Raw genomic sequence first — 26300 nt, 5'->3', positions numbered from 1 at the left:
TTTGCTTAGTCCTGATCCCTGCCACTTGGTGAACAGCTTGTAATATTCGTCGTTGCTAATCTTTTTCATGATGCAAGATTACAACCCAAACAGTAATTAGAAAAGATGGGGTTTATCGGACGGATACTATTATTGAATCGCAACATGATGAGCCTAATTGATGTTGTAAACTTTAAAAATATTTGCAAGGTCAATTTTCTGTTGTACAATTCGTTATGTTTGTATTGAAAAATAGAATAAATGTATTCAATAGTTACATTTTAGGGAAAAGAAAAGGCCGGTCTATTGACCGGCTTTTTCATAGTTCAAACAACTCAAACACTAATTTATTTTTATTCTACTTGAACTTCAAAATAATACTCTTGGCCGTTAGGGTATACTCCTAGTATCACTACTTCCTCACCTTTACTATCTTCCAAAAGTGCAATAAGGTCATTTGCTCCTGAAATCCTGTACCTTCCTTCTGCTCCTATCACGGAAGTTATAATGAATCCAACCTTGGCTCCAGATTTTTTCCAAGTATCATTTTCGATACTTATAATCGATGCACCACCTCTTATCTTGAGCCTATCTTTGATATTCGGCTTGATGTCTTCAAATTTGATTCCGCTGAATGAAGCGACTACAGGAACCTCTTTTCTTACAACTTTGGTATCACCGGATATATTCTTTAAGGTAGCTGAGGCTGTGATTTCTTTGCCGTTCCTGAGGTATTTGATATCGACTTTATCACCTGGTCTCTTTCTAGCAACCATTTCTTGTAGCTTAGCCACTGTGTTTGTTCTTGAACCATCTATTCCGATGATAATGTCCCCTTCTTGTAAGCCAGCTTCTTTTCCACCACTTCCATCATTGACGCCGAATACGTACACACCCTGTGATACACCTAGCTTTTTGTCTAGTTCCTCTTCCAAGTCAGGTGTGACGTCTCTAATTGTAACACCAAGAAGCCCTCGTTGAACTGTTCCGAATTCAAGCAAATCATCCATTACTTTCTTAACGATTGAGCTTGGAACAGCAAAGGCATAACCGTTGAATGTGCCTGTCCGAGAAGCGATAGCTGTATTGATACCGATGAGCTCTCCTGCTAAGTTCACAAGTGCTCCTCCTGAGTTTCCAGGGTTGACAACTGCGTCGGTTTGTAGAAAGGATTCGATGGATAAATTATTTTCTGCAGTTCTTAAAATACCAATGTTTCTTGCCTTTGCACTAATGATACCAGCGGTAACTGTAGAAGTAAGATCAAATGGATTGCCTACTGCTAGGACCCATTCACCTATTTTTGTCAAGTCAGAGTCTCCAAATTTTACGTAAGGCAGTCCTTTTTCCTCTATCTTTAGCAAAGCTAAATCTGTAGTGGGATCTGTACCGATAACTCTCGCGGTATAGCGTGTATTGTTTTCTAAAGAGATATCTACTTTTGTAGCATTTTCTATTACGTGATTATTGGTTACTATATACCCATCTTCAGAGATAATCACTCCAGAGCCTGAACTTCTTGCTTCTTGTGGCATTTGTTCCCTATTTGGAGACCTAAAACCAAAGAATTCTTCAAATGGGTCACCGCCTCTTTGACGCTGTGATACAGAGAGAGTACTTTTTACATGGACAACGGCAGGTGTAACTTGTTGTGCAGATGCCACAAAGTTGATCCCATCTGGTACAGTAAACTTGTCATCTGAGAGCCAGTTGACAAAACTTGTGTCTTGTTTGTCAGCGAAATTGCTGGCTGTATTTTGCTTTGATAAGTAGCTGGCACCAGCCAAAGCAACTATCCCTCCTATAAGAGAAGCTAATACAATGCTCAAGAAAAATTGCTTTTTATTCATGTTTTATTTTGGTTTTGTTCTTTTATGTAAGATACACGAAATTTAATGTGTTGTGTTATTTCAAATCAAGCATTTTTATGTCAAAACTAGCTGCTTTTAACATGGTTTAACATGATTCAAACTCCATTTAAACTTTTTTTAGAATGATCGAATAAAGTTATATGAGTGACTTAACTTATAACTAATATAACAGATTTTACTGTCTATGGTTCAGATTGGTAGTTTAATAAATTGAAGTTGAGTTTTGATAGGCATAGTTCGATTTTATGAATTATCTTTATTCTTTAATTTATCTATTTCACATGATGAGGTATTTCTTATTGATTTGTGCGTTCGCCTTTTTTTCTCAAGAAAGTTATGGTTTTCAAACCAACTTAGAAGCCATTGATACGCTATTGAATAGTAAAAGTGTCGAAGGAGAAAAGTTAGAGAGGCCGACACTTGAGGGGAGTATTAAAAGAGCTCAAGACTATACCATCCTACTGGGTAAGTTGAGCGTCAAGTTAGGCAACGAGATAGATACTGCAACAATTTTGGAGGATCTGCCAATTGCAGAGAGGCTGACTGAGGTGGTTCAGAGGCGTTTGGAAGATAGGGAACAGGCGATTAATATTCGGTATTTAAGTGAACTGGATAACTTGCTCAATAACATTAGGGCTCAGGTAGCTGTAGCAGAACGTCGAATAACCGCACGTACAGAGGAACTAATAGGTGTAAGGGAAGAGCTAGATTCTATGAAGCAAGACGGCTTAATGAGACTTGATCTTAAAGACCCTGATATACTTCCAGAATATCAAACCGCCTTGACTTTGTTGAGAACCAGAATTGGTAAGGCAGATAGTGCCTTGAATGCACAAAGGGTATTGACTGCAGAATTTCAAACTCGAGTATCTAATATGATGATCAGAGTTACGGAACTTTCTTCTGCATTAGATAATGAAAGAAGAAGAGCAGAGCGAGCACTTTTGTCAAAGGACATTAACTTTTTGTGGCAAAAGAAAAGTTATGAGTCTACTTCGAATTTATCAGAAGTATTTATGGATTCTTTACGTCTCAATGAGGTTATATTGACTCGTTATTTAAAGAGTCATTTAGGGGTCATGATTTTATTGCTAATAATATTTGGATTAGCAGCTACATGGGTAAGAAACATGGTTGTAAAAATTAGGAAAGAAAAAGAGTTCGCCAAAATCATTATCGATAGAGCTCATTATATACCTAAATTTCCTGTGCTCAGTGTCATTGTGATGTTGCTTCCATTCGTACCATTCCTTTTTACAAATCCTACAATTTCTTTTACAACGCTACTGTTATGGATAGATGTAGTGGTGGTCACGTTTTTGTTATGGTCTGGATTCCCCAAAGGTCTTTTTCAAACCTGGCTGGGATTTGTTTTCATATTCTTTATATATACCGTAAGTAACCTATACAGGGATGTAAATTACGCTGAAAGGTGGTATCTTCTTGTACTCAGTGTGGTGGGGATATTTTTAGCACTTAGAATATTGAAGTTCAAAAGGAATAACCCAGAGATGCTTCCATATCTCATCACCATCTTGGTAAAGCTTTTTATAGGTCTTCAATCATTTTCAATTTTGGCAAATGTTTTTGGGAGGTTTAATTTGTCCAAGCTTTTGGGGGTGGCAGCGGCGCTTAGTTTTTCACAAGCAATTGGCTTATACTTGTTTGTACAAATTGTGATGGAAATCATCTATTTGCAAATAGAAGTTCGGAAAACCAATGAGAATGATTTTACCTCATACATAGATTTTCACGGGATTCAGACGAGAGTGAAGCGAACCCTTTATGGCTTTGTAAGCTTAATTTGGATTTACTACTTTTTGGATAATTTGTCCTTGCTGGACTTATTTATGGATGAGAGTTTTAGTTTTTTAGCTACAGAAAGGAATCTTTTCAATACCAAGTTTACCTATGGCAACATATTGGTTTTCTTTGTGATCGTATATGTGGCAAGTATTTTGGCCAATAACATAGCCTACTTTGCGACTATCAAGGATCAGCAACAAGGTAGCCTTCGAGAGAAGCGGCTAGGGTCTTCTATATTATTGATAAGGCTGGGAGTTTTGGCTGCTGGATTTATACTAGCCATCGGAGCTTCTGGTATAGGCTTTGACAAAATCGCTATTGTGTTGGGAGCCTTGACACTGGGGATAAGCTTTGGTTTGCAGACCATAGTGAACAACTTGGTGTCGGGTGTAATTCTCGCATTTGAAAAACCTATTCAAATAGGAGATGCCATAGAAGTGGGGGGAAGGTCTGGTACGGTAAAAGATGTTGGGATCAGGTCAAGTAAAATACAATCCTATGACGGTTCAGAAATCATCATCCCCAATGGTGATTTGCTATCTCAACACCTGATCAATTGGACACTTTCTGATAAGCGTAGAAGGGTAGAGCTTCTTATTGGGGTCAGCTATAGGTCAGATGTAGATTTGGTGACAAGCTTGATCAAAAAGAGACTGGAAAGGGATGATATTATGAAAGCTCCTGAACCTAGAGTCTATTTGCAAAACTTTGCAGATAGCGCTATAGAATTCAGGGTGCTGTTTTGGGTAGAAAACTTTGATATATGGGTTATCTTGAGAGATGAAGTCATGAGAGGTATATTCAGTGACTTTAATTCCAACGGTGTCGAGATACCTTTCCCACAACGAGATTTGAATATCAAAAACTTCCCTTGGCTGAAAGGAGAGTCCATCAAGTCAATTCCGGAAGTGAGAGAGGAATCGGAGCCTAAAGATGATTCGGATATTAAAGGAAATGAAACTTGATTAGAGCTTGCTGAAAAAGTCTCAGGTATGCCAGGTTCAAAGCGGGCGAATGAAGATGTATGCTTATACTTCGAATGAGCTCAATGAAGAACATGGTATGCCTGAGACTAGCCTAAAAATTTCGAGTTTTGAAATTTTTAGAAGCTCTCAAATCAAGCTTGATCATTGAATAAGCTTGTACCTGTTTAAAAAGATATTACTTATTTAATGGGGAATTATCAAGACTTTAAGACTTTATTATCCAGTTGACGTTTTTTTAGCGTGCCCTGATTAATTTCGCTGCCTGATAGCTTCGTATATCACTACGCCTGCTGCCACTGATACGTTTAAGCTTTCGATATTGCCTGACAATGGGATTTTGACAAACTCATCGCTGATACCCATGAGTTCTTGAGAAATCCCATCTTCTTCTGATCCCATGATCAAGGCTGTGGGAGCTTTGAAATCTGCGTCGTACATGGCTCTTTCAGTTTTCTCTGTCACACTGACTACATTAAGTCCCATTTTCTTCAGATCTTTTACAGTGTAGTAGAGGTTTTTCACCCTACACACGGGGATGAAGTTTAGTGCACCTGCAGATGTCTTTACAGCATCTGAATTGATCTGTGCACTCCCTTTTTCTGGGATCACGATAGCATGTACACCAGCACAATCAGCTGTCCTTGCGATAGCTCCGAAGTTCCTGACGTCGGTGATTCTGTCAAGCACAAGCACCATTGGTGCAATACCTTTAGAGAAGCATTCATCTATCACATTGTCCAATGATGCATACTGAATGGATGAAATATGTGCAATTACACCTTGGTGATTTTTTCGAGTGATTCTGTTCAGCTTGGCATCAGGCACTCTTACGACAGGTATTCTTTCTTCTTTGGCTAACTTGAGCAATTCCTTGATCAAGTCATTGTTCAGCTCTTTATTGATCAGGATTTTATCAATATCTTTTTCAGCATGGATAGCTTCCATGACTGCTCTGGTACCGAATAAGAAATCTTTATCTTGCTCTCCTTTGTTGATTAGAAATCCATCCTTCCGCTTCTCCATAGTGTAATGCTTTGAAACCACTCCGGCTGTAGTGCTCGGGAGCGATTGAGTGTGTAATAATTTGGAGTCAAAATATTTTTGACGCGTGCAAAGGTAAAGTTTATTTTTGAATTTGAGTTAAGATCTCCATAAGTCCATATCTCTGCATTCTGGCGGAACACCACACCATTCGGTGGCCCCATCACCGTGTAGACCATGCCTCGATCTGTTTTCCAGCCTTCTTTGAAGTCTGTAAAAAGAATGTTAGCAAATTCGATTTGTCTGAAATATTCTCTGATCAATGTTTTGGCTGCTTCTTCATCTTTGGTGATTCCAATCCAATACTGATCTAGAGCCTTCTTTTTATCGGTAGCTTCCAATAACTGCTCATGTTCTTTTCTGGTTGAGATGTACACTACCATGTCAATCATGTCTTCCCAGGTGTTTACTCTTGGAAATGCTTCAGGAGCTGTTTTGATCATCAATCCAGCCGTAGAGTTGGTGTCGGATTGTATAAAATAATAGCCATCATCATCAAAACTCTTGGGCGTATTGATTAAATAATCTCCTTGGTACTCCACTTTTACTTCTCTAGGCACTGGGGCAGGTTTTGTTTCCATGGGAGGGAATGGAGCGCCAAATGCTGCGGGGTAATGAAACCTGTGTAAATTCATAGCTGATCCTTGAAACAGAAGTGCTTGCTCTTTGGTCAAGAAAGTCTGATCAAATGGAATACTATTACCGAAATAAGCACCAAAATTCGGGTGTCCTAGAATAAACGGACCAACCAAATCCATGTGGTAGTAGTATTCATCCCCCTGACGTGAATCGACAATTTTGACCAAAGCAATAGCCTCTGATTGTTCTTCTGGGATTACGATTCGCTCTTCAAAATAAAAATGGCTTGGTGTATCTTTTTTCAAATCACTCTCTTGAAACCTAGTGAGATTTTCCTGTGTGAAAGTCTGTTGATAGGAATTCAAAATGGTGTAATAAAATTCATAATCTTCAAATCTGGCATCATCCTCAAGTTTCTCTATGGGGATTTGCAAGATGAAATTTCTTTCACTTGATTGGATAGGGATGATTTTGGGTGAAAGCCTTGAGTACCGTGAGTACCTTAGGGATTGGTTGGTGTTTTCCAGACTTTGTTGGCCGAAAGATGCCGTGGTAGAAGTTAATCCTAGTAATAAAGCCAGGATTATTGCAGTGAATTTCGAAGAGATCTTGTTTCTTATCATTTGGTTCAAAAATTAACCTTAATTTTGCTCAAATTAATAAAATTTTAAATGGCTACCTATACAACGGAAATTGCATCAGATAAGTTGGTCAGTGACAACCCAATTCATCAACGATTACTCAAAGCCTATATTGCGGCCAAGCCTCTGGTCTCTGGAAATCTGCTTGAAGTTGGCTGCGGTGAAGGAAGGGGGGTTGAGGAATTACTTGATCAAGTAGATAGTTATCTTGGTATTGATAAGATTGAGTCCGTCATTGTTGATTTGAAAAGGAGGTTCCCGGAAGTTGATTTTCAGCAAGCTGTTATACCACCATTTGAAGGTTTAGTGTCCAATAGTTTTGATACTGTAGTCAGTTTTCAGGTGATCGAACACATTCAAGATGATCGACTTTTTTTGGAAGAGATCTATCGGGTATTGAAGCCTGGAGGAAAAGCAATTATTTCCACCCCAAACATTAGGCACACACTTTCTAGAAACCCTTGGCATATCAGAGAATATACCGCTAAGGAGCTAGAAGGGCTTTGTAACAAGATTTTTGACAAGGTAGAAGCAATGGGGATTGGTGGAAATGATAAAGTATGGAGCTATCATGAAGAAAACCGAAAATCGGTAAATAAAATCATGCGCTTTGATATCTTTGACCTGCAACACAGGCTTCCTGCTGCGGTCTTAAGGTTGCCATATGAGATTCTTAATCGCATGAATAGAAATAAACTTCACAAAAAGCAAGGTAGCGCAGTCACGGACATCAAGCATGATGATTATCTATTGGTTGATAATCCTGATCAGGGCTTGGATTTGTTTTATGTGTTGGGGAAAAAAAGCTGAAATGAATTACAGATCAATCTGGAAGTGGGTTGCACTTGTTAGCATTACATAAAAAAACACCCGAAACTATGGGTGCTTTTTTGTCTATGAAATGCTTAAGCAAGTACTTTTTCCAAACGCCTTGGTTGACTTTATTCCTGCTTTTGTGCTTTTCAAAAACGCAGGGTAACCATTCGCTTATCAAATGAAAACTGTAAATCCGAATTTAAACCCAATGGTATTTAGCTTGTTTGAAAATGAACTTTCATTTTCACTTAGTTTCATAGAATTGTAGCTGGCCATTAGATCAATAGAACTTTTTGCCCCTAACAGTATGGCTATACCCAGCCCTCCTCCGATGTTTGATAGGGAGTATTTGTTTTCGGTATTCACAGAGCCAATTTTGTTTTCTTGATTTCTTACTCCAAGAAGAGAATTTGCTTCTGCATAAGGTCTGATTTTTTCACCAGGAAAATAGTATCTGGCGAAGGGACCTGCGGCAAATAAGTTAGATTTGCTTTCTGTTTCAATGGCAGCTTGGGTAGTCTTACCATTACCAAAAGAGAGTGCCAAATCTAATCCAAGAGCTAGATTGTCTAGAACAAAATACCCGACTTTTGGAGATAGATAAATGTTTGAACTCTTTATTTCGCCAGTGCTTCCGTCAGCAAGTTCAAATTTGGAAGAGCTAAACCCTATCGTCATTGGACCGCTGACTTCACCAAGTCCAACGGTAGTTCCTGCCCCCAATAAAAACCTTCCCTTTTCTGTTTGGGCTTTGACTGTAAATCCACAGCATAATAAAACGAATACCAAAAGTCCTTTTTTCATAAAATTTATAAGATTAAACATTTAAATTATCTATAAGCTTCAAAGCAATATGCATTAAGTCCTCCTAAAGCAATAACTTTTCCCTTTTTGTTGTTTTCTCCTGGGGTAACATAGACTGCGGAAGTCCTGAACCTATCCCCACTTTCTCCTAAATTGTTGATGTCAATTTTCCACACTGTTTTTCCACTTCCAATGTCTACGGCATGAAGATTACCTGTAGCACCTCCTACAAAGTAAACTACTCCATTGAGGTAACTCATGTAGCTACTGGTGCCAGACCCTCTTGTTTTCCAAAGCTGAGTTCCTGATATTGGGTCAAGACAATAGACAAATTGATCTTCATTATTGACCACCAGCTTTCCTTCTTCGATCAGGAAATTGGAAAAGAATGTTTCCCCATCAAACCTTCGCTTCCAGAGCTGTTTTCCAGATCGGATGTCATGGCAGGCAAGTTCAAAGCCTACAGCCAAATAGACCCGGTCATTGTATATTACAGGAGGGTTTAGTAGTGTTCCATTTAGACTAGGCTCGACTATGACCGACTTCTCGTAAATCCATTCGCCGTTTGTTTTGTCCCATAGTCCAAGATATGACTGTAAGTTATATCCTGAGATACCCTCCTGCCAAACCACAATCAAGTGTTCTTTCCCATCAAAATCAATAGGGACTGCGGCGGGTACCGAGCCTATACGATTTCCTCCATAAAGATGATTGCCAGTAAAATTTGGAGTTAAATATTCTTCAATCTTCCCAGTATACATATCGCCTTTAAATACTATGGACTGATCAATAGAGTCAGGAAAGGCATCGGATCGACCAAAAATGTAAAATTCAGCACCTTTACCATAAGTATGAGACCAAAAAGATCTATCTTCTCGCTTTCTCCAATGGGTTTCTCCAGTTTTAATATTAACTGCATATAGCCGGCTTCCTATATTGTAAAAAAGGATGTTTTGATACAAATGAAACATGTATATAACTATCTCTTCTGTTTCAGGAACAAACCTTTCATCCCATTCCCAAATTGTATTACCACTTTCAGTATTTATCATAGATAGCAATCTTCCCAAAGGGCCATCTGTCATAGGAATCACTATGTTTTTCTCCAAATAAATCGGAGTATCCATTCTTCCATTGACTTGAGGATTGGATTTGTGCAGACGTTTTTTCCATAAGTAAGGAATGGATATCAGCTCCCCTTTATCATTACGCTTAAGCGTGGGAGTATCCTCTTTGGAGCATGAAGCTCCAAAGAGGATTATTAGGATGAAGATAAAATAAATTTTCACTTTTTTTTATCTTCTTGGTATAAAGAATAAATCATCTCTTAGTCCAAAAGCTCTTTCAAACTCAGCTTTGGTGGCATCATTAGGAGATCCATTGAGTCTGCTGTTGGACATGTTTAGCAATTCTATATGATTTGCGCCATTGATATAGTACCGATTTGAGCTTGGGATAAAAGAAAGATCTTGACTGTATGAAGGGATAAAACCATCGGAGGGGTAATTCACCATTACATTTCTAGTTCTCTGTATAAATCCCCATTCGCCACACGCACCGTCCCTGTCGTTTGGACTATAGCTATGTTTAAGTTCAAGAAGTCTTCCATGACTTCTTACACATGGAATCCATATTTGTTGATAATATGTCTGTTCTTCAAGTCTACTTGTTCGGGTCAAGCCATTCCAGATAGTTTCACTATTGTCAAAAAATATTTTCATAATTAAAAGAGTTTAAAATGTTTAGAAACTCCTTGAATATAACTCTTTAATTGAGAAAATAATTAGGTGACCTAAAAAAACTAAAAGCACCCTAGCTGTAAGGTGCTTTTAGTTTGTGTTAGTTCGAAATGGTAAAATATTCTACCTCCTGTCCAGACTTCTTCCGACACCAGTATTACCGATGTATCTTTCCAGGTTCTTCTTAAGTTCTGCGGCTAGCTCTTCATACCCTCTTTCTTCTAGCAATGGTACAAAATACCTCAGCATTTCTAGAGAAATCATAGCCTCCCGATCATATTCTCTATTGTTTTGAGCATAGAAGTCAAGTAATTGTATGGATTTGACAGACATTTTGTCGACAATATCTAGCGCCATATCATCTTCTCCTACTTCGAAAAGGAGAGGGACGGATTGCCCACTTGCCAAATCGTACGGTATAGCTTCATGTGGCATTTTTTCTATGCTGTGTTTTAAGATATCGGCAGCTTTATCCATTTCATCTTCATCTAGAAGTGCTATGGCGATGCTATTGATTGCGCTTCTATGATTTGAAGTGAATCTTCTAAACTCATCATCGAAATAATTGTCAGGATTATCCATTCCTCTGAAAGCAAAGTCTTCCATGATGTGTTTGTAAGATTTTTCAGTATTCACCAATTCGGCCCTGAAGTTTTGAGGTTTTCTTACTGGAAGCAATCTGTAAGTCATACCTTCCATGACTACATAATCCTCGATGTCGATTCCTATCGTCGCCAGTGAAGTGTTGTTGAAGTAGATAGGTCTTTCCCAGTTGTTGCTGGTGATTAGGTCTATCAGCATCAAGTTGCCTCTAGATACATACTCTCCTTTTATCCTTAGGTTCATTTGGTCTACCATCAATGCCTCCATACCTTCAGGGATCAAGCCATTGTTATAAACTTTTTCTATATCGACATCCAAGATGATGTTTCTGGCTGGCACCATGTTGATGGTCATTTTGCTTGATCCAGCGCTTAGCTTGAGCAGATCCGAATTGTTTTTGATAAGCTTCAGATACTCTTTGGCTGAAATCGCATCAAGACCCTCACGCTCCATGAGGTATAGGTAATCATTGGTTCCCTTCTTGTAGTTTTCATAGTCCAATGTAAAAGGGAGTGGTTCTGACTCATAAGCTTTACGAGTCATCTGATCTACATACCAATCCGTATCGAAGTAGCTCAAAACAACTACTCTGACGTCCGTACGGAAGTTTTCTACAGCCTGTACATACCAAAGTGGGAAAGTGTCATTGTCTCCACCAGTAAACAAGATGGCATTTGGTTCACATGACGCTAGGAAGTTTCTTGCAGAATCCACAGAGAAGTATCTACCTTGCCTGTTATGATCGTCCCAGTTTTGGATAGCCATGATCACAGGTACAGGGAAGGTTATCAAAGTGGCTACCACACCAGCTATGGCTAGGTTCTTATTGATTTTTCCAATCCAATGGGAAAGTGCCAATACTCCAAAACCTGCCCAAATGGCAAATGCATAGAATGAACCAACATAAATGTAATCCCGCTCTCTAGGCTCTACAGGAGGAGAGTTCAGGTAAAGCACAAGTACCACCCCCATCATTAAGAAGAGTCCTAATGTCACATAGAATGAATTGGGATCTTTTTTTGCCTGAAAGAAAATACCAATCAATCCAAGTATCAAGGGAAGCATCAGGTAATTGTTGTGCGCTTTGTTTTCTTTGATATAATCTGGGAACTTGTCACTAAAAGCATCAGTGATCCCTAGCCAAGGGGCATCTGAATAGTCGCTTTCTCTTCCAGAGAAATTCCACATAAAGTACCTCCAGTACATGTGACCAAGCTGATGGGTGAACATGAAGTATAAGTTGTCTCCAAAGCTTGGCTCCTGCCCTTGACTTAGTCCTAATTTGGATCTGTAAATCTGCTTGTGCCTTTCCTGGGTGGAGTAGACCCTTGGAAGAATTGTAGTCCTGCTAGGGTCGTATTTTGTTACGGTATTGTAGTCAACGATTTCATATTTGTCCTTGCCTTTTGCATAGACAGCAGATCCATCCTCTTGGGAGACTACTTTGGCATCAAAGTATTGCCCATGAAGTAGTGGTCTGTACCCATATTGCTCCCTTTTTAGATAAGATACATAGCTGATGATATCTTTAGGATTATTTTCATTGATGATAGGATCTTGGTTGGCTCGGATCACGATCAGTGCATAAGAGCTGTATCCTATCAGTACAAATGTCAATGAAAGTAAGATCGTGTTCAGGATTACCTTTTCTTTTTTGATGCTATAAAGAATAGCATATATCAAGGATCCTAAGAAAACCGCTGTAAAGAAAACTATACCAGATCCGAAAGGTAGACCTAGGCTATTGACAAAGAAGATTTCAATAGACCCCGCCATGCTTGGGAGACCTGGGATGATCAAGTTATTGATAACTATCAAAGCAACACCTCCGCAAAGTAATGCAATAGCGCCACCCTTGATGTTGGGATTTGGGTATTTCTTGAAGTAATAGATTAGCGCCAAAGCTGGTAAAGTAACCAAGTTAAGCAAATGGACTCCAATGGATAGGCCTACTAGATAGGCGATAAAGATCATCCACTTGTTTTCCAAGACAGGATCTTCAATCACATCCCATTTCAAAAATGCCCAAATTACGATCGCGGTGAAAAATGAAGACATGGCATACACTTCTGCTTCCACAGCAGAGAACCAAAAGCTATCGGAAAAGGTATATACCAAAGCACCTACTATTCCCGCTCCCATCAAAGAAATAGTCTGTCCGACACTTTCTTGACCAGCTTTGATACGGTAAAGTTTTCTGCCAAGTAACGTGATCGACCAGAATAGAAATAAGATAGTGAGTCCAGAAAATATGGCACTACCCACATTCATCCAATAAGCTACTTGAAGACCATCACCCAAAGCCAAGAACCCAAACATCCTGTATACGAGTAGGAAAAATGGGGCTCCTGGAGGATGGGGTACTTGTAATTTGTAAGAAACAGCAATAAATTCTCCTGGATCCCAAAAGCTGGCTGTTTGTTCCACAGTGAGTATGTATACCAAAGTTGCTACTGCTGCAACAAGCCAACCTGTCAGGTTATTGACCTTTTTGTAATCAAGCATGGTTATTGAAATAGATGTATCGGGCGAAAATAATGAATAATTCAGTAAATTTTGGGATTTTAACAGGTTTTAAGCCTTTGTGATAAAAATTACTGATCTGTATGCGCTTTGAAGTTAATTTTGACATATTAATAAACAATGGTAAACATGAGTGGACAAGCAAAGAGTTTCAACGAATTAATCTCTGGAGAGATTCCAGTTTTGGTTGATTTCTATGCGACATGGTGCGGACCATGTCAGCAGCTAAGCCCTATTCTCCAAGAGGTTGCAAGTCAGATTGGAGATCAAGTGAAGATCATCAAGGTAGATGTGGACAAGAATCCATTGGTAGCTAGCAAGTACCAAGTAAGAGGTGTGCCTACATTAATTTTGTTTCAACAAGGAGAAATCCGCTGGAGACAATCTGGTGTAGTGCCTCAACATCAATTGATTCAATCTATCAAAAATAACATCAATTCAAAGGTCTGATTATGACAAATGTCACAAAGTATTTTTACGAGATTGATTAAGTTTGTCAGGGCTAAGAATAAAAGGTAAATAAGCTACAATGAAAATAGAACAAATATATACAGGTTGCCTGGCTCAAGGGGCATATTATATTGAATCAGCTGGTGAGGCGGCTATCATTGACCCATTGAGGGAAGTCCAGCCATACTTGGATAAGGCAGAGAAAAATAATGCCAAGATCAAATATGTCTTTGAGACACATTTTCATGCGGATTTTGTGTCAGGTCACAAAGACCTTGCAGCAAAGACAGGAGCTCAGATTGTATATGGACCTACAGGTATGAAGCTTGGTTTTAATGCCATTATAGCAGAAGATAATCAGGAATTTAAGGTGGGAGATTTGAGAATCAAATTGATCCATACTCCTGGGCATACTTTGGAGAGTTCTTGCTATTTGCTTTTCAATGAAGAAGGAAAAGAGGAGGCAATTTTCACAGGTGATACGTTGTTCATTGGAGATGTAGGAAGACCAGATTTGGCTCAGAAAGTGATTGCAGACTTGACACAAGACAAGCTTGCAGGGCATTTGTATGAATCATTGAGAAATAAGATTATGCCTTTGCCTGACGATTTGATCGTCTTTCCTGCGCACGGTGCAGGTTCGGCTTGTGGCAAAAACATGAGTAAGGAGACGTCCGATTCATTGGGCAATCAGAAAAAAACGAACTATGCACTTCAGGAGATGACCAAGGAGGAGTTTGTCAAAGAGGTGACCACTGGACTCACACCTCCTCCCGCTTATTTTCCACAGAATGTAATGATGAATATCCAAGGATATGATAGTATAGATGAAGTACTCCAGCGTGGTGTAAATCCACTTTCACCTCAAGCATTCGAAGCTGCTGCCAATGAGACTGGGGCAGTGATCCTCGATACCAGAGGACCTCAGGAATTTGCAAAGGGCTTTGTTCCAAATTCCATAAATATTGGAATAGATGGAAGTTTCGCTGTTTGGGTAGGGGCGCTGATACCTGACTTGAAGCAGGAGATTCTTGTAGTTTCAGAGCCAGGAAGAGAAGAGGAAGTGATTACTCGACTAGCTAGGGTAGGGTATGATTATGCTATAGGATATCTTGAAGGTGGCTTCCAAGCTTGGCAAGCTGAAGGCAGAGAAGTCGATTCAGTGACTTCAATTACGCCAGAGGAATTGGCAGATAGGCTAAGCCAAGGGATAGATGGACAAATCGTAGATGTCAGAAAGCAAAGTGAGTATCAAAGTGAGCATGTCCTAGGTGCTGAAAATGCTCCTTTGGATTATATCAACGAAAGTATGCTCAAGGTAGATAAAAACAAGACCCAATATGTTCATTGTGCTGGAGGGTATAGGTCTATGATTTTTGTTACTATCCTGAAAGCTAGGGGGTACGATAACCTAATCGATATCAAAGGAGGTTTTGGGGCAATCAAAGCTTCAGAGAAATTTCCAGTGAGTGATTATGTGTGCCCTTCCACATTACTTTAAGCACTTAATAAAGGTTAAATGAATTGAAAAAGCGACTTGGGGATTAATTGACCAAGTCGCTTTTTTCTTTATAAAATTTATTTTTAAAAGGTTTTGGTCAAGCATTTGGTTATTAAGTGATTTTTGTCACTTTTTACGGGTTTTGTTTTTTAGACTTTTGGGAATGATTCGGATTTTAGCCCTATGGATACTTCTCTTGATTCCCAGCTTTGTGTTTTCATCTCAAAGTCTAGATACGGCAGTAGTAAAGGGTTCTTCTCTGAAAAGCGATCTCAAGCGTGGAGAATTTGATTTTCATTTCAGATCGTATTTCATGTCTACCCTCAATAAGGGTCCTCTTATAGACTATGCAACTTTAGCAGCTGGTACTGGAATTGGATATACCAGTCCAGAGTGGGGAGGATTTCAATTTAGGTTCAATGGCTTTTTCACGTATCAGGTTTTTGAGCAAAATGTCCGAATAGCAGATCCTATTACCAATGCAGGGAATAGGTATGAAATTCTGCTCTATGATATGAATGATATCGAAAATACCAATAGACTAGATAGGCTAGAGGAGTTGTATATTGCGTATAGAAGGGAAAGGCTAAAGTTTGTTCTGGGTCGACAGAAAGTGAATAGTCCTCTGGTCAATGATCAAGACAATAGAATGAGGCCAAATATCTTTCAGGGCTTATCAGCAACATATTCTGGATTGAAAATCAAGACCACTATGATGTGGGTCAACCAAGTGAATATAAGAGGCACCGTGGATTGGTATAAGATTGATGATTCCTTTGGTGTCTACAGTTTTGGAAGGAATCCTTTCGGGGAGCCATCAAACTACAGTGACAACATAAAATCGAAAGGACTTGGGATCATCGGTGTCCAATTCCATGATGAAGGCTTGACAGGGCAACTGTGGAATTATACAGCTGATAATGTATTCAATATGAGCTTTGGGCAAGTCGAATATATAAGCAGTTTGACCAAAAGCACAAGACTACATTTGGGACTTCAAGGTTTTCATCAATTGCCTATTCGAGATGGAGGAAATCCTGATACTCAATTGACCTATATGCTCCCAAGTGAGCGATCTTCAGGTGTTGGGGCAAAAGTGGGCGTGTTCAAAGGCAAGCATAATTTCTCATTCAATTACCTAGCAATAGATGATAAGGGTAGGTTTCTATTTCCAAGAGAATGGGGCAGGGAACGATTCTTTGCAAGCCTGCCAAGAGAGCGTTTTGAAGGAGCTGGTGATATGCAGGCTTATACCTTCAAATACGACACGATAACAGGGATAGATGGTCTCATTGTAGAGCTTGGTGCAGGACTGGTCAATCACTCGGGGATGAATGCATACACAACCAATAAATATGGTATCCCTTCATACTATCATTTTGTAGGGCAATTGGAATATAGGTTCAAGGACTACTATGAGGGCTTAAACCTACAACTTCTCGCTGTGAATAAAGCTCCTAAAAATGGAGACAATCTAACAGACGAAATGAGAATCAATAGGGTGGGCATGTGGAATTTGAACTTTATTATTGATTATAGATTTTAATTTAAAAGAGAGGTATAAACAAATTCAGAAATCAATAAATGAACCTCTAGATCTGGAATGAAACAACAAATATAAATTATAGTAAAATGGAACAATTAATTGCATGGATCTCTCAACCTTGGCCATGGTATGTCGCCGGTCCGCTGATAGGTTTGACTGTACCTGTATTGCTTTTGGTAGGGAACAAGTCTTTCGGGATATCATCTTCTTTGAGGCACGTGTGCGCAATGTGCGTACCCGCGAATATCCCCTTTTTCACATATAATTGGAAGAAAGAGATGTGGAATATAATCTTTGTATTGGGGGTATTGGTAGGGGGCTTTTTAGCTACAACCTTTCTTTCCAATCCAGACACCATTGTAGTAGCTGAATCTACTCAAGCGGATTTAGCAGCCTTAGGTATCACTGATTATTCTAAGCTAATGCCAGCAGAGATTTTCAATTGGGAAAATCTATTTACAGCTAAAGGTCTACTTTTCTTCGTGATCGGAGGATTTATGGTTGGTTTTGGGACTCGGTATGCAGGAGGCTGTACGTCTGGGCATGCGATAATGGGAATATCTTCTTTGCAATGGCCTTCGCTAGTGGCTACGATATTTTTTATGATTGGTGGATTTTTGATGACCCATGTGCTTTTAGGTCCATTGATGAAATTGGTTGGTTTTTAAGAAAAGGTAAATTATGAAAGTGAAAGAACAAGTGAAAAATTTACAGCCTGAAGCGTGTGAAGCGCCAAACATGCAAGAAAGCAAAGAAGGCTTATTGAAATATTTAATTATAGGGATATTGTTTGGGACAGTATTTGTCAAAGCAGAAATCATCTCTTGGTTTAGGATTCAGGAAATGTTCAGGCTACAATCCTTCTTCATGTATGGCGTGATAGGTTCTGCCATAGCTGTAGGGGCATTGTCGATTCAGTTGATCAAGCGATTCAAAATAAAATCTCTTAAGGGTGACGAAATCAAGATCCCAAAAAAGGAATTTAGAAAAGGCCAAGTTATCGGCGGATTGATATTTGGCTTGGGATGGGCGGTGACTGGAGCTTGTCCAGGCCCACTCTTTGCTCAAATAGGAAGTGGGTTTACAGTAGTCTTGGTGACATTACTTAGTGCCATAGCTGGTACCTGGGTATATGGCAAGTTTTCTGATAAGCTTCCAAACTAAGAAATCAATGGCTGTCTCAATAGAGATGGCCATTATTCGTTAAATACCTTTTTGATCACAAATCTTATCATTAATATGGCAGCGAGAACCACACTGCCAGCGATTACAAATTCCATATGTCCAAAACTGCTGAAGTCAAAGAATTGTTTATGGTGTCAAAAAAATAATTGCCTATTTCTTGAGTTCAATCGATTGAAATTTTTTCAGCTTTCAAATTGTGATTTTTGGCTTTTGGCTAGGTGGAAATAGGTGTAACTTGCGGTCTGATTTCACCTATTGATTCCTATGACACTATTGCAAAAAAGGAGAGCGGCTCTCGGAAGTTTATTTTTTTTGGCAGGTATTTGCTTTGCTTCTTGGGCATCTAGAATTCCTGATATTCAGGCAAAGTTTGAGCTTTCTGAATCTCAATTGGGGACTTTACTTTTGGGTTTACCCATAGGCTCACTCATAGCCCTTCCCTTAGCCGGGTGGCTAGTTCATAAGTTTGGAAGTAAGCTAGTGATTATGATTAGCGGCTTGGGGTATATGATGTTTTTACCTTTGATTGGTTTTAGCTTTAGCCTTTGGATGCTTGTTCCTGTGATAGTGACTTTTGGGATGATTGGTAATTTGATGAACATATCATTGAATACCCAGGCATTGGCCATAGAGGATATGTATGGTAGGAGTATTTTGGCGTCTTTTCATGGGCTATGGAGTCTCGCTGGATTTGCAGGAGCTGGAGTGGGTGGGATCATGATTTACTTAGATGTATTGCCTAGGATTCACTATCTCTTTATAGCAGGTATTGTATTGTTGATTATAATCGTTTCCCCACGGTTTCTGGTCAAGGAGCAAGGGGCAAAAGGAAGTGGAGGTTTAGTACTGAAGAAACCTGACAATTTACTTTTGAGGATTGGAGGTATTGCATTTTTGGGCATGTTATCAGAAGGGTGTATGTTTGATTGGAGCGGTGTTTATTTCAAAAAAGTAGTTACTATCGATGCCAACCTGGCCTCTTTGGGATATGTGGCCTTTATGGGGGCAATGGCTTCAGGAAGGTTTGTTGCTGACAGGTTGAACAACCGATTTGGAAGATTAATGATTCTGAGAGGAAGTGGTGTATTGATTTTTTCGGGATTGATCTTGTCTGTCGTTTTTCCTAGCGCAGTACCAGCAGTTCTTGGTTTTTTGCTGGTTGGATTAGGTGTAGCGGCGATTATTCCAGTTTCTTATAGTATTGCAGGTCGGTCAAAGCAGTATTCAGCAGGTGTAGCTTTGGCGATGGTCTCTACCATTTCATTTTTCGGGTTTTTGGTAGGCCCTCCTTTGATTGGGTTTATCGCAGAGGTTTCGAGTCTAAAAGCTTCATTTGTGCTAATCGCCGTTGCGGGACTTGGGATTACTTTATTGACAAGTATCCGAATGGATGTGTTTGATGATGCGGTTTGATTTTACAACGAAGTGAGCCAAGTTTTTATCCAAAGGTCGCAGAGTGTATATTCAATGGAGTGAATTGGAAATTGTTTTGATTCACTTCTTTGAAGAAATATAAAGTGAAGCGTTTGTTGATTTTTGAGAAAAAAGTGGAGGATTGAATGGCTCTACCCCAAAGTCTGCTGAAGTTTTAGCCTAAAATATTGAAGCGGATAAAAGTTAGTCAAAAAAACTTCGAGGAATTGTGACCTTAAACAGTTAAAGCCACAAGACCCCGAAGTTTATTGAATGAGTTATGTGAGTATTTCTTACTTGCTTCTGTTCACAGAAACTTGATCCAAGCCTCTCTTTTTCAGAAGTGCATCTATTTTTGGTTCTGCACCTCTGAAATTCACATACATTTTCATTGGCTCGTCAGTACCTCCTTTTTCTAAGATTTCTTTTCTGAAGGCATGTGCTTTTTCTTGGTTGAAAAGCTCGGTTTCTTTGAAAGCTTGGAAAGCATCTGTGTCAAGTACGCCGGACCATATGTAGCTATAGTATCCAGAAGAGTAGCCACCTGCGAAAATATGCTGGAAGTACGGACTTCTGTACCTTGGGATGATTTCATCTATCAAACCAATTTTCTCCATAGAGGCTTTCTCAAATTTCTCAGCATCTATAGTAATGTCCTCTGACTGGGTGTGGTAATCCAAGTCCATGAGTGAAGCTGCAAGGTATTCTGTTGTTGCAAAGCCCTGTCCGAAAGTACCGCTTTTAGTAAGTTTAGCAATCAATTCATCAGAGATCACTTCGCCAGTTTCATAATGAAAAGCATATTCTTTCATTACGCTTGGCTCTGTAGCCCAGTTTTCCATAACTTGTGATGGTAGCTCTACAAAGTCCCTAGGAACTGAAGTTCCTGCCAAGCTTCTGTATTGTACATTTGAAAGCAAGCCATGAAGGGCATGTCCAAACTCATGGAAGAAGGTAGTCACTTCGTCAAAAGTCAATAAAGCTGGTGCGTTTGCAGTAGGTCTTGAGAAGTTACACACAATAGAGATTATAGGGGCTTTTCTTTCTCCGTTTTCTGTCTTTTGAGCTCTGTATGAAGTCATCCATGCTCCACCTCTTTTGGATGTTCTTGGGTGAAAATCCATGTATAAAACTCCTACATGGCTTCCGTCAGCCTCTTTGACTTCATAGGCTTTGGCATCTGGATGGTAGGTAGGAATATCTGCGATTTCTTCAAAAGTAAGTCCCCATAGGTTTTTGACTACCATGAAAACACCGTCTTGAACTTTCGCCAATGAAAAATAAGGCTTGATCTCCTGTTCGTCAAGATCAAATTTTTGCTGGCGCAATTTTTCTTCATAGAATCTCCAGTCCCATGGTTCTATTTGAAAGTCTTCACCTTCAGCTTTCACCAAAGCTTGCATTTCATCCCTTTCTACTTTTGCTTTTGCTAGGGCAGGAGCCCAAAGCTGATTCAGTAGTGTATACACATTGTCGGCATTTTTTGCCATAGACTCTTCCAAGACATAATCTGCGTGGGTATTGTAGCCAAGTAGCTGCGCTTTCTGTCTTCTCAGGTTAGCAGTCTCGATCAAGCCTGCTTTGTTGTCGTATTCATTGCCTTGGTCTGCTCTATTTTTGTATGCTTCCCAGATTTTCTTTCTCAATTCTCTATTTTCTGCATATTGCAGAAATGGCATGATGCTAGGGTTCTGAAGTGTGAAAACCCATTCGCCTTCTTCACCAGCAGCATTTGCATCATCTGCTGCACTTTCTATCAGTCCTTTAGGCAATCCTTCAAGGTCTTCTTCTTTGTCTACCACAAGCTTGAATGCATTGGTTTCAGCAAGTAAGTTTTGACCAAATTGAAGCGTGAGCGATGATAGTTTGGTGTTGATTTCTCTCAGCTTTTCTTTGTCAGCCTCACTTAGGTTAGCTCCATTTCTTACAAAAGACTTGTAAGTTTTTTCCAAAAGCTTTTCTTGCTCAGGGTTAAGGTTAAGAGATTCTTTGCTGTCCCATACTGCTTTTACTCTGTTAAAAAGATCAGCATTCAAAGAAATGTTGTCGCCATGCGCCGAAAGTTCTGGAGCTAGTTCTTTAGCAATCGCTTGAATCTCATCATTGGTGTTTGCTGAGTTCAAGTTGTAAAATACACTTGAGGCTTTGCTGAGTAGCTCACCTGCATACTCCATAGCTTCTATCGTGTTTTCAAATGTCGGTTCTTCCGTGTTGTTGACGATTTGATCGATTTCCGCCTGATGCTGCTTGATGCCTTCTCGGATCGCAGGAGCAAAATGCTCATTCTTGATTTTGTCAAACGGTGGGACTTCGAAAGGCGTATCGTAAGCCTCAAAGAAAGGGTTCATAGCATCTGTTTTTTGTTCACTTGGCTCACATGCATACAGTATAGTCGCTGTAGTGGCCAATGCTAAAATTGTTTTTTTCATATCCAATTCATATTTGGGTTGGTGGTGCAAATATAGCTATAATATCAAGTTGTTCGAAAATGTCAAAAAAATCAGCTGTTGATATTATTTTTTCTGTGGTATTGGGTACTATGCTGGCTTGACTTACCTTTGCCGTGATCAAATGGAAAAATGAGAAAATGAATATTATAAAGGGGTTGATAGTTGTGAGTTGTATTTTTGGCATGCTACAGCAAAGTCTTGCACAGTCAGGTGATTCATATGTGATTTTGATTTCTTTGGATGGATATCGGTATGATTATACAGCGCGATTTCAGCCAAAGAATCTATTAGGAATGATAGCTGAAGGCACAGCTGCCAAGTCTATGATCCCCTCATTTCCGACCAAAACCTTCCCGAATCACTACAGCATTGCAACTGGGATGAAGCCAGAAAACCATGGCTTAATCAATAATGCATTTTATGATTCGAAAAAGGATCAAGTCTATAGTATTCGCAATAGAAATATTGTAGAAGATGGCTATTGGTATGGAGGGAAGCCACTTTGGGTATTGGCTGAAGAGCAGGGCCTCAAAGCTGCGAGTTTTTTCTTTGTCGGCTCTGAAGCAGATGTTCAAGGAGTGAGGCCTTCCTACTATAGAAACTATGACGCTGCAGTCTCTAATCTGACTCGAGTTACGCAAGCCCTCACATGGCTTGAGCTACCTGAAGAGGAAAGGCCCAGGTTAATCACCTTGTATTTTTCAGATATAGATGATGTAGGACACGCTTATGGGCCTAATAATGATGAGCAGCTAAAAAGAAGAATTGAAAAGCTAGATCATGAACTAGGGGTATTATTTGAAGGAGTGAAAAGTCTCGACCTCGACGTAAATCTTTTTGTAGTGTCTGATCATGGGATGGTCGATGTGCCTAAAGAGAATTTGATCAACCTAGATCACCTCACCAAAGATATAGACGCAAGGGTAGTTAACAATGGGGCTCTGGCACATCTTTACTTAAATAATCCACTGGAATTAGAGGATGTTTTTCTAAAGCTGTCTGATTCTTCAGAACCTTTTCAAGTGGTGAAAGTAAAGGACAAGCGATACTACAAGAATATAACATCTTATGCAGATCGACTTGGGGATTTGCTTATCCTGCCTGATTTTGGGTTTTATTTGGCCACCACACCTGACATGGTCAAGTATCAGCAGAAGTCAGGGACGCTGAGAACAGAAGTATTTGGCGAGCACGGCTACAGTCCAGCGTATAAAGAGATGCATGCCATATTCTATGCAGCGGGAGAAAACATCAAGGAGGGGTTGAGCATAGAATCTTTTCAAAATATTCATGTCTATCCCTTGATTGCATATCTCTTAGGTTTACCGATTCCTGAGGGCATAGATGGGGATTTGAAGGTGTTGAAGAAGATATTGAAAAGTGAAGAATAATGAAGGAAATAGAGGGTAGAAAAGAAGTGTCAATATTGGTTAGGTCTTTTTATGAAAAAGTAAGAAGAGATGAGTTGTTAGGGCCAATATTTAATGGGATTGTGGAGGATTGGGAAATGCATCTGGAAAGATTGACAGATTTTTGGGAGATGGTTTTATTGCACTCTGGGCCAGGTGCAGGAAAGTTCAATCCAGTGCCAGTGCACAAGGAGGTAGATCGACATACGGGAAGTGAGATTGATCAAAACCATTTTGAGCATTGGCTTTCTCTATGGGAGACCACTTTGCAAGAACATTTCGAAGGTGAAGTAGCTGAATTTGCTAAAGCGCATGCCCACAAGATGGCTCATATCCTATTCTTTAAAATCATGGAAGGAAGAAGCGTTGGTGGCCATAGGATGTAAGGTTAAAGTTTCACTATGTTTTATGAGACTTTTTCACCAAGCCTTAGTTAAGAGTTAATTGACTTCCACGGAAGGGTGTTCAAATACATTAGCTTTAGGAAATCATATTCACGCCAAAATAGCTATCAGGCTTGCCAATGAAAGCAATCTTACTTTGGAGCTGGCAACAGTGCATGTACATATTTTTTTCAAGCTAGTTTAGCTGTAATTTCATATTTAGGGAATAAAATTGCAGTTTTGCACAAACTCAATTTTCTATGTCTATTCTGCTAAAATCGCTTAGGTTTATTGATTCTGATACCGTTCATGAATTGAAGGATTATGTTGTTGATAGTGATGGCTTAAGGGAGTATGATGCTGGCTCTTATGTGAATATTACTGAAACCATTGACTGCCAAGGTTTATTTGCTTCAGAGGGTTGGGTGGATTTGAGGTGTCTTGCAGGAGAACCAGGAGAGGAGTACAAAGAGACACTAGAAAGTCTAGGGGAGTTACTGAAACATGCTGGTTTTGCCAAAGCTGTGCTGATGCCCAATACCAAACCAGCATTACAATTCAAAAGTGATCTTTTATCCTTGAAGCAAAGGACTAGTGAGTGGTTTACGGAAGCATTATTCCAAGTTTCGGTTACCAAAGACAACAAAGGGGAGGATTTTACAGATATTTTGGATTTGAATGCTCATGGAGGGTATATTTTTGGAGATGGCTTGAAGCCTTTGAGTAATCCAGACAGATTCATGAAAGTACTCCAATACCTTCAAAAGTTTGATGGAGTACTCTTTGATCACAGTTATGAACCCTTATTGGCTGTGTTTGGTCAGATGCACGAGGGAGTGGTGTCCACTCGAATAGGCATGAAAGGAATCCCAAATCTCGCGGAGGAAGTTGCGATCAAAAGAAATATAGATATCCTAAGGTATGCTGGTGGCAACTTGCATTTCCAGACGATCAGTACAGCTGGTGCTGTGGAGGAAATCAGGAAAGCTAAACAAGAGGGATTGAATGTGACTTGTGATGTGTCTGTGTACCAATTGTTATTTACAGATGAAGATCTTCAAGGTTTTGATACGCAGCTGAAAGTTGATCCGCCATTTAGAAGTGATGAAGATAGGGTTGCGCTGCTAGCTGGTCTGAAGGATGGTACTATCGATGCCTTGGTGTCCAATCATCAGCCTCAAGATTTTGATGCAAAGCACATGGAGTTTGATTTGGCATCTTCAGGTATGATAGGTCTTCAGACTTTTTTGCCTGCATTGGTGAAGCTATCTGAAGAAATGCCTTGGCCATTGCTTATCTCGAAGGTAACAAATGGTGCAAATGCTGTTTTAAGAACTCATGATAGTAAGTCTGCCAAGTTTACTATTTTTGATCCTAAAGCATCATGGGAGTATGATGGGAATTCGAATCTTTCTTTGTCAGCAAATCATCCATGGATGAACACTACCCTGGAAGGAAAAGTAAAGTATGTAATCAATCAAGGTGAACTGATCAAACTATAATGTCTAAATACTTCTCATACGCGATTCAAATAGGGCTACTAGGCGCAGCGTTTTCTATTTTAGCATTCTTTGGTATTGGTTTGTTTCTTGAGCAGGATCCTACCTTATCGAGTCAGTTATTTAGTTTTGTGACTGTGCCCTTATTTGTTGGGGCGGCGCTGTATTTCATCAGATGGAAGTTCAATGACAATCACCTGAGTTTTGCTGAAGGCATGACAGTCGGCTTTGTAGTGTATTTCACCAATGCTTTGGTTTCTTTTGTTGGCATCACAGTAGGGTTATATCTAGCCCCTTCACTTTTTGAGATTATCAAAGAGAATAAACTGCTGATTACAGCTGATAAAAAAGATTTTACCATAGAACAATATGGGCAAGAAGTATTTGATAGAACTTATCAAAGTATCAGTGAACTTACAGTTGTGAATATAACTTTGAACGATTTTATTTGGAAAATTGTGTTTGGACTATTTTTTACGATCATAATTTCCATTATTTTGAGAAGAAATTTAAACTAACATAAATATGGAACCAAAACAAACACCGTTTAAAGCAGGTGTCAATGCAGGATTGATACTTGGTATTGTATCTATAATCTTAACTTTTGTCTTTTATTTTCTGGGTGCAGAGCAGCTGGTAAGCACGCTATTTCAAGTTGTTTCTCTTGTAGTTTCTCTAGGTTTAGTGATTTATTTCGGTATTCAATACCGAAAATCAATCGGGGGTTATATGGAGTTTGGTGCAGCTTTCAATTTTTCATTCGTTACCTTAGTAGTTGGTGCGTTGATAAGTGTTGCAGGCATGATGATTTTGTATTTTGTGGTAGATCCAGCTTTGCCAGGAGTGATGGCTGATGCAACATTAGAAAAAAGTATGGCTATGATGGAAAGTTTTGGTGTGGCAGATGCCATGACTAGTGATCAGATTGATGAGATGAGAAAGTCTGTTGCAGATGGCTTCACACCTTTGGGTATGCTGAAAGGTCAGCTATTTATGCTTATAGGCTATGCAATAATAGCTTTGATTCTTGGTGCTATATTGAAGAAGAGAGATAAATCTTTAGATTATTAATCAAA

General features: G+C 39.4%; 21 protein-coding genes. 13 read left to right on the top strand and 8 right to left on the bottom strand.

Annotated elements, in window-relative coordinates; translation table 11 throughout:
• Window positions 1-332: 332 nt before the first annotated feature.
• On the bottom strand, window positions 333-1829 hold the full coding sequence (locus MM239_RS15600; protein WP_241349184.1) for a trypsin-like peptidase domain-containing protein: 1497 nt from the start codon (window positions 1827-1829) through the stop codon (window positions 333-335).
• Between the two features lie 302 nt (window positions 1830-2131).
• Between MM239_RS15600 and MM239_RS15595 the strand changes: the two genes are divergently transcribed.
• The gene (locus MM239_RS15595) at window positions 2132-4621 is read left to right on the top strand and encodes a mechanosensitive ion channel domain-containing protein (RefSeq protein WP_241349183.1); all 2490 of its coding nucleotides are present in this window, start codon (window positions 2132-2134) and stop codon (window positions 4619-4621) included.
• A gap of 270 nt (window positions 4622-4891) precedes the next feature.
• Here the strand turns inward: MM239_RS15595 and rlmB are convergent, their stop codons facing one another.
• A complete protein-coding gene (rlmB, locus tag MM239_RS15590; RefSeq protein WP_241295477.1) occupies window positions 4892-5665 on the bottom strand; it encodes a 23S rRNA (guanosine(2251)-2'-O)-methyltransferase RlmB in 774 nt (257 codons plus the stop codon).
• Complete coding sequence (locus MM239_RS15585; protein ID WP_241349182.1) at window positions 5638-6885, bottom strand: GWxTD domain-containing protein; 1248 nt, start codon at window positions 6883-6885, stop codon at window positions 5638-5640. The genes rlmB and MM239_RS15585 overlap by 28 nt, the downstream gene beginning before the upstream one ends.
• Before the next feature lie 48 nt (window positions 6886-6933).
• Between MM239_RS15585 and MM239_RS15580 the strand changes: the two genes are divergently transcribed.
• On the top strand, window positions 6934-7713 hold the full coding sequence (locus MM239_RS15580) for a class I SAM-dependent methyltransferase (protein ID WP_241349181.1): 780 nt from the start codon (window positions 6934-6936) through the stop codon (window positions 7711-7713).
• Window positions 7714-7893: 180 nt separating this feature from the next.
• Here MM239_RS15580 and MM239_RS15575 read toward each other — a convergent pair whose 3' ends face one another.
• From MM239_RS15575 to MM239_RS15560, 4 genes are all read right to left on the bottom strand, one after another.
• Window positions 7894-8523, bottom strand: coding sequence for an outer membrane beta-barrel protein (locus MM239_RS15575; RefSeq protein ID WP_241349180.1), 630 nt, complete (start codon window positions 8521-8523; stop codon window positions 7894-7896).
• Between the two features lie 26 nt (window positions 8524-8549).
• Window positions 8550-9812: an outer membrane protein assembly factor BamB family protein gene (locus MM239_RS21100; protein WP_241349179.1), complete on the bottom strand. Its 1263-nt coding sequence runs from the start codon at window positions 9810-9812 to the stop codon at window positions 8550-8552.
• A 6-nt stretch (window positions 9813-9818) separates the two neighbouring features.
• Complete coding sequence (locus MM239_RS15565; RefSeq protein ID WP_241349178.1) at window positions 9819-10244, bottom strand: hypothetical protein; 426 nt, start codon at window positions 10242-10244, stop codon at window positions 9819-9821.
• Between the two features lie 141 nt (window positions 10245-10385).
• The gene (locus tag MM239_RS15560; protein ID WP_241349177.1) at window positions 10386-13370 is read right to left on the bottom strand and encodes a glycosyltransferase family 117 protein; all 2985 of its coding nucleotides are present in this window, start codon (window positions 13368-13370) and stop codon (window positions 10386-10388) included.
• Between the two features lie 147 nt (window positions 13371-13517).
• Between MM239_RS15560 and trxA the strand changes: the two genes are divergently transcribed.
• The 6 genes from trxA to MM239_RS15530 all read left to right on the top strand — a co-directional run bounded on the left by trxA (window position 13518) and on the right by MM239_RS15530 (window position 19483).
• A complete protein-coding gene (trxA, locus tag MM239_RS15555) occupies window positions 13518-13838 on the top strand; it encodes a thioredoxin (protein ID WP_241349176.1) in 321 nt (106 codons plus the stop codon).
• Between the two features lie 79 nt (window positions 13839-13917).
• Window positions 13918-15339 carry an MBL fold metallo-hydrolase gene (locus MM239_RS15550; protein ID WP_241349175.1) on the top strand — a complete coding sequence of 474 codons (1422 nt, stop codon included), beginning with the start codon at window positions 13918-13920 and terminating at the stop codon, window positions 15337-15339.
• Window positions 15340-15502: 163 nt separating this feature from the next.
• Window positions 15503-16885, top strand: a complete 1383-nt coding sequence (locus MM239_RS15545; RefSeq protein ID WP_241349174.1) for an OprD family outer membrane porin — start codon at window positions 15503-15505, stop codon at window positions 16883-16885.
• A gap of 86 nt (window positions 16886-16971) precedes the next feature.
• Complete coding sequence (locus MM239_RS15540; RefSeq protein ID WP_241295493.1) at window positions 16972-17553, top strand: YeeE/YedE family protein; 582 nt, start codon at window positions 16972-16974, stop codon at window positions 17551-17553.
• A 13-nt stretch (window positions 17554-17566) separates the two neighbouring features.
• Window positions 17567-18049: a DUF6691 family protein gene (locus MM239_RS15535; protein WP_241295495.1), complete on the top strand. Its 483-nt coding sequence runs from the start codon at window positions 17567-17569 to the stop codon at window positions 18047-18049.
• Window positions 18050-18334: 285 nt separating this feature from the next.
• A complete protein-coding gene (locus MM239_RS15530; protein WP_241349173.1) occupies window positions 18335-19483 on the top strand; it encodes an MFS transporter in 1149 nt (382 codons plus the stop codon).
• A gap of 293 nt (window positions 19484-19776) precedes the next feature.
• Here the strand turns inward: MM239_RS15530 and MM239_RS15525 are convergent, their stop codons facing one another.
• Window positions 19777-21912: a M3 family metallopeptidase gene (locus MM239_RS15525; protein WP_241349172.1), complete on the bottom strand. Its 2136-nt coding sequence runs from the start codon at window positions 21910-21912 to the stop codon at window positions 19777-19779.
• 158 nt (window positions 21913-22070) lie between these two features.
• On the opposite strand from MM239_RS15525, the gene MM239_RS15520 reads away from it, so the two are divergent.
• The 5 genes from MM239_RS15520 (at window position 22071) to MM239_RS15500 (ending at window position 26295) form a co-directional block, all read left to right on the top strand.
• Window positions 22071-23324, top strand: coding sequence for an alkaline phosphatase family protein (locus MM239_RS15520; RefSeq protein WP_241349171.1), 1254 nt, complete (start codon window positions 22071-22073; stop codon window positions 23322-23324).
• Window positions 23324-23728, top strand: coding sequence for a group III truncated hemoglobin (locus MM239_RS15515; protein ID WP_241349170.1), 405 nt, complete (start codon window positions 23324-23326; stop codon window positions 23726-23728). Before MM239_RS15520 ends, MM239_RS15515 begins: the two co-directional genes overlap by 1 nt.
• A 257-nt stretch (window positions 23729-23985) precedes the next feature.
• Complete coding sequence (locus MM239_RS15510) at window positions 23986-25227, top strand: dihydroorotase (RefSeq protein WP_241349169.1); 1242 nt, start codon at window positions 23986-23988, stop codon at window positions 25225-25227.
• Entirely contained in the window at window positions 25227-25742 is a 516-nt protein-coding gene (locus tag MM239_RS15505) for a DUF4199 domain-containing protein (RefSeq protein WP_241349168.1), read from the top strand. The genes MM239_RS15510 and MM239_RS15505 overlap by 1 nt, the downstream gene beginning before the upstream one ends.
• 7 nt (window positions 25743-25749) lie before the next feature.
• On the top strand, window positions 25750-26295 hold the full coding sequence (locus MM239_RS15500) for a DUF4199 domain-containing protein (RefSeq protein WP_241349167.1): 546 nt from the start codon (window positions 25750-25752) through the stop codon (window positions 26293-26295).
• Window positions 26296-26300 lie beyond the last annotated feature (5 nt).

Origin of the sequence: Belliella filtrata (assembly GCF_022549775.1) — a bacterium.
GTDB lineage: Bacteria > Bacteroidota > Bacteroidia > Cytophagales > Cyclobacteriaceae > Belliella > Belliella filtrata.
The sequence above is the reverse complement of the archived record's forward strand: the minus strand, read 5'-3'. Positions and strand labels throughout refer to the sequence as shown.

Bases quoted from the DNA above. Each gene is read 5' to 3' on its own strand.
- MM239_RS15600 (WP_241349184.1), bottom strand. From the start codon at position 1,829: ATGAATAAAAAGCAATTTTTCTTGAGCATTGTATTAGCTTCTCTTATA.
- MM239_RS15595 (WP_241349183.1), top strand. From the start codon at position 2,132: ATGATGAGGTATTTCTTATTGATTTGTGCGTTCGCCTTTTTTTCTCAA.
- rlmB (WP_241295477.1), bottom strand. From the start codon at position 5,665: ATGGAGAAGCGGAAGGATGGATTTCTAATCAACAAAGGAGAGCAAGAT.
- MM239_RS15585 (WP_241349182.1), bottom strand. From the start codon at position 6,885: ATGATAAGAAACAAGATCTCTTCGAAATTCACTGCAATAATCCTGGCT.
- MM239_RS15580 (WP_241349181.1), top strand. From the start codon at position 6,934: ATGGCTACCTATACAACGGAAATTGCATCAGATAAGTTGGTCAGTGAC.
- MM239_RS15575 (WP_241349180.1), bottom strand. From the start codon at position 8,523: ATGAAAAAAGGACTTTTGGTATTCGTTTTATTATGCTGTGGATTTACA.
- MM239_RS15565 (WP_241349178.1), bottom strand. From the start codon at position 10,244: ATGAAAATATTTTTTGACAATAGTGAAACTATCTGGAATGGCTTGACC.
- MM239_RS15560 (WP_241349177.1), bottom strand. From the start codon at position 13,370: ATGCTTGATTACAAAAAGGTCAATAACCTGACAGGTTGGCTTGTTGCA.
- trxA (WP_241349176.1), top strand. From the start codon at position 13,518: ATGAGTGGACAAGCAAAGAGTTTCAACGAATTAATCTCTGGAGAGATT.
- MM239_RS15550 (WP_241349175.1), top strand. From the start codon at position 13,918: ATGAAAATAGAACAAATATATACAGGTTGCCTGGCTCAAGGGGCATAT.
- MM239_RS15545 (WP_241349174.1), top strand. From the start codon at position 15,503: ATGATTCGGATTTTAGCCCTATGGATACTTCTCTTGATTCCCAGCTTT.
- MM239_RS15540 (WP_241295493.1), top strand. From the start codon at position 16,972: ATGGAACAATTAATTGCATGGATCTCTCAACCTTGGCCATGGTATGTC.
- MM239_RS15535 (WP_241295495.1), top strand. From the start codon at position 17,567: ATGAAAGTGAAAGAACAAGTGAAAAATTTACAGCCTGAAGCGTGTGAA.
- MM239_RS15530 (WP_241349173.1), top strand. From the start codon at position 18,335: ATGACACTATTGCAAAAAAGGAGAGCGGCTCTCGGAAGTTTATTTTTT.
- MM239_RS15525 (WP_241349172.1), bottom strand. From the start codon at position 21,912: ATGAAAAAAACAATTTTAGCATTGGCCACTACAGCGACTATACTGTAT.
- MM239_RS15520 (WP_241349171.1), top strand. From the start codon at position 22,071: ATGAATATTATAAAGGGGTTGATAGTTGTGAGTTGTATTTTTGGCATG.
- MM239_RS15515 (WP_241349170.1), top strand. From the start codon at position 23,324: ATGAAGGAAATAGAGGGTAGAAAAGAAGTGTCAATATTGGTTAGGTCT.
- MM239_RS15510 (WP_241349169.1), top strand. From the start codon at position 23,986: ATGTCTATTCTGCTAAAATCGCTTAGGTTTATTGATTCTGATACCGTT.
- MM239_RS15505 (WP_241349168.1), top strand. From the start codon at position 25,227: ATGTCTAAATACTTCTCATACGCGATTCAAATAGGGCTACTAGGCGCA.
- MM239_RS15500 (WP_241349167.1), top strand. From the start codon at position 25,750: ATGGAACCAAAACAAACACCGTTTAAAGCAGGTGTCAATGCAGGATTG.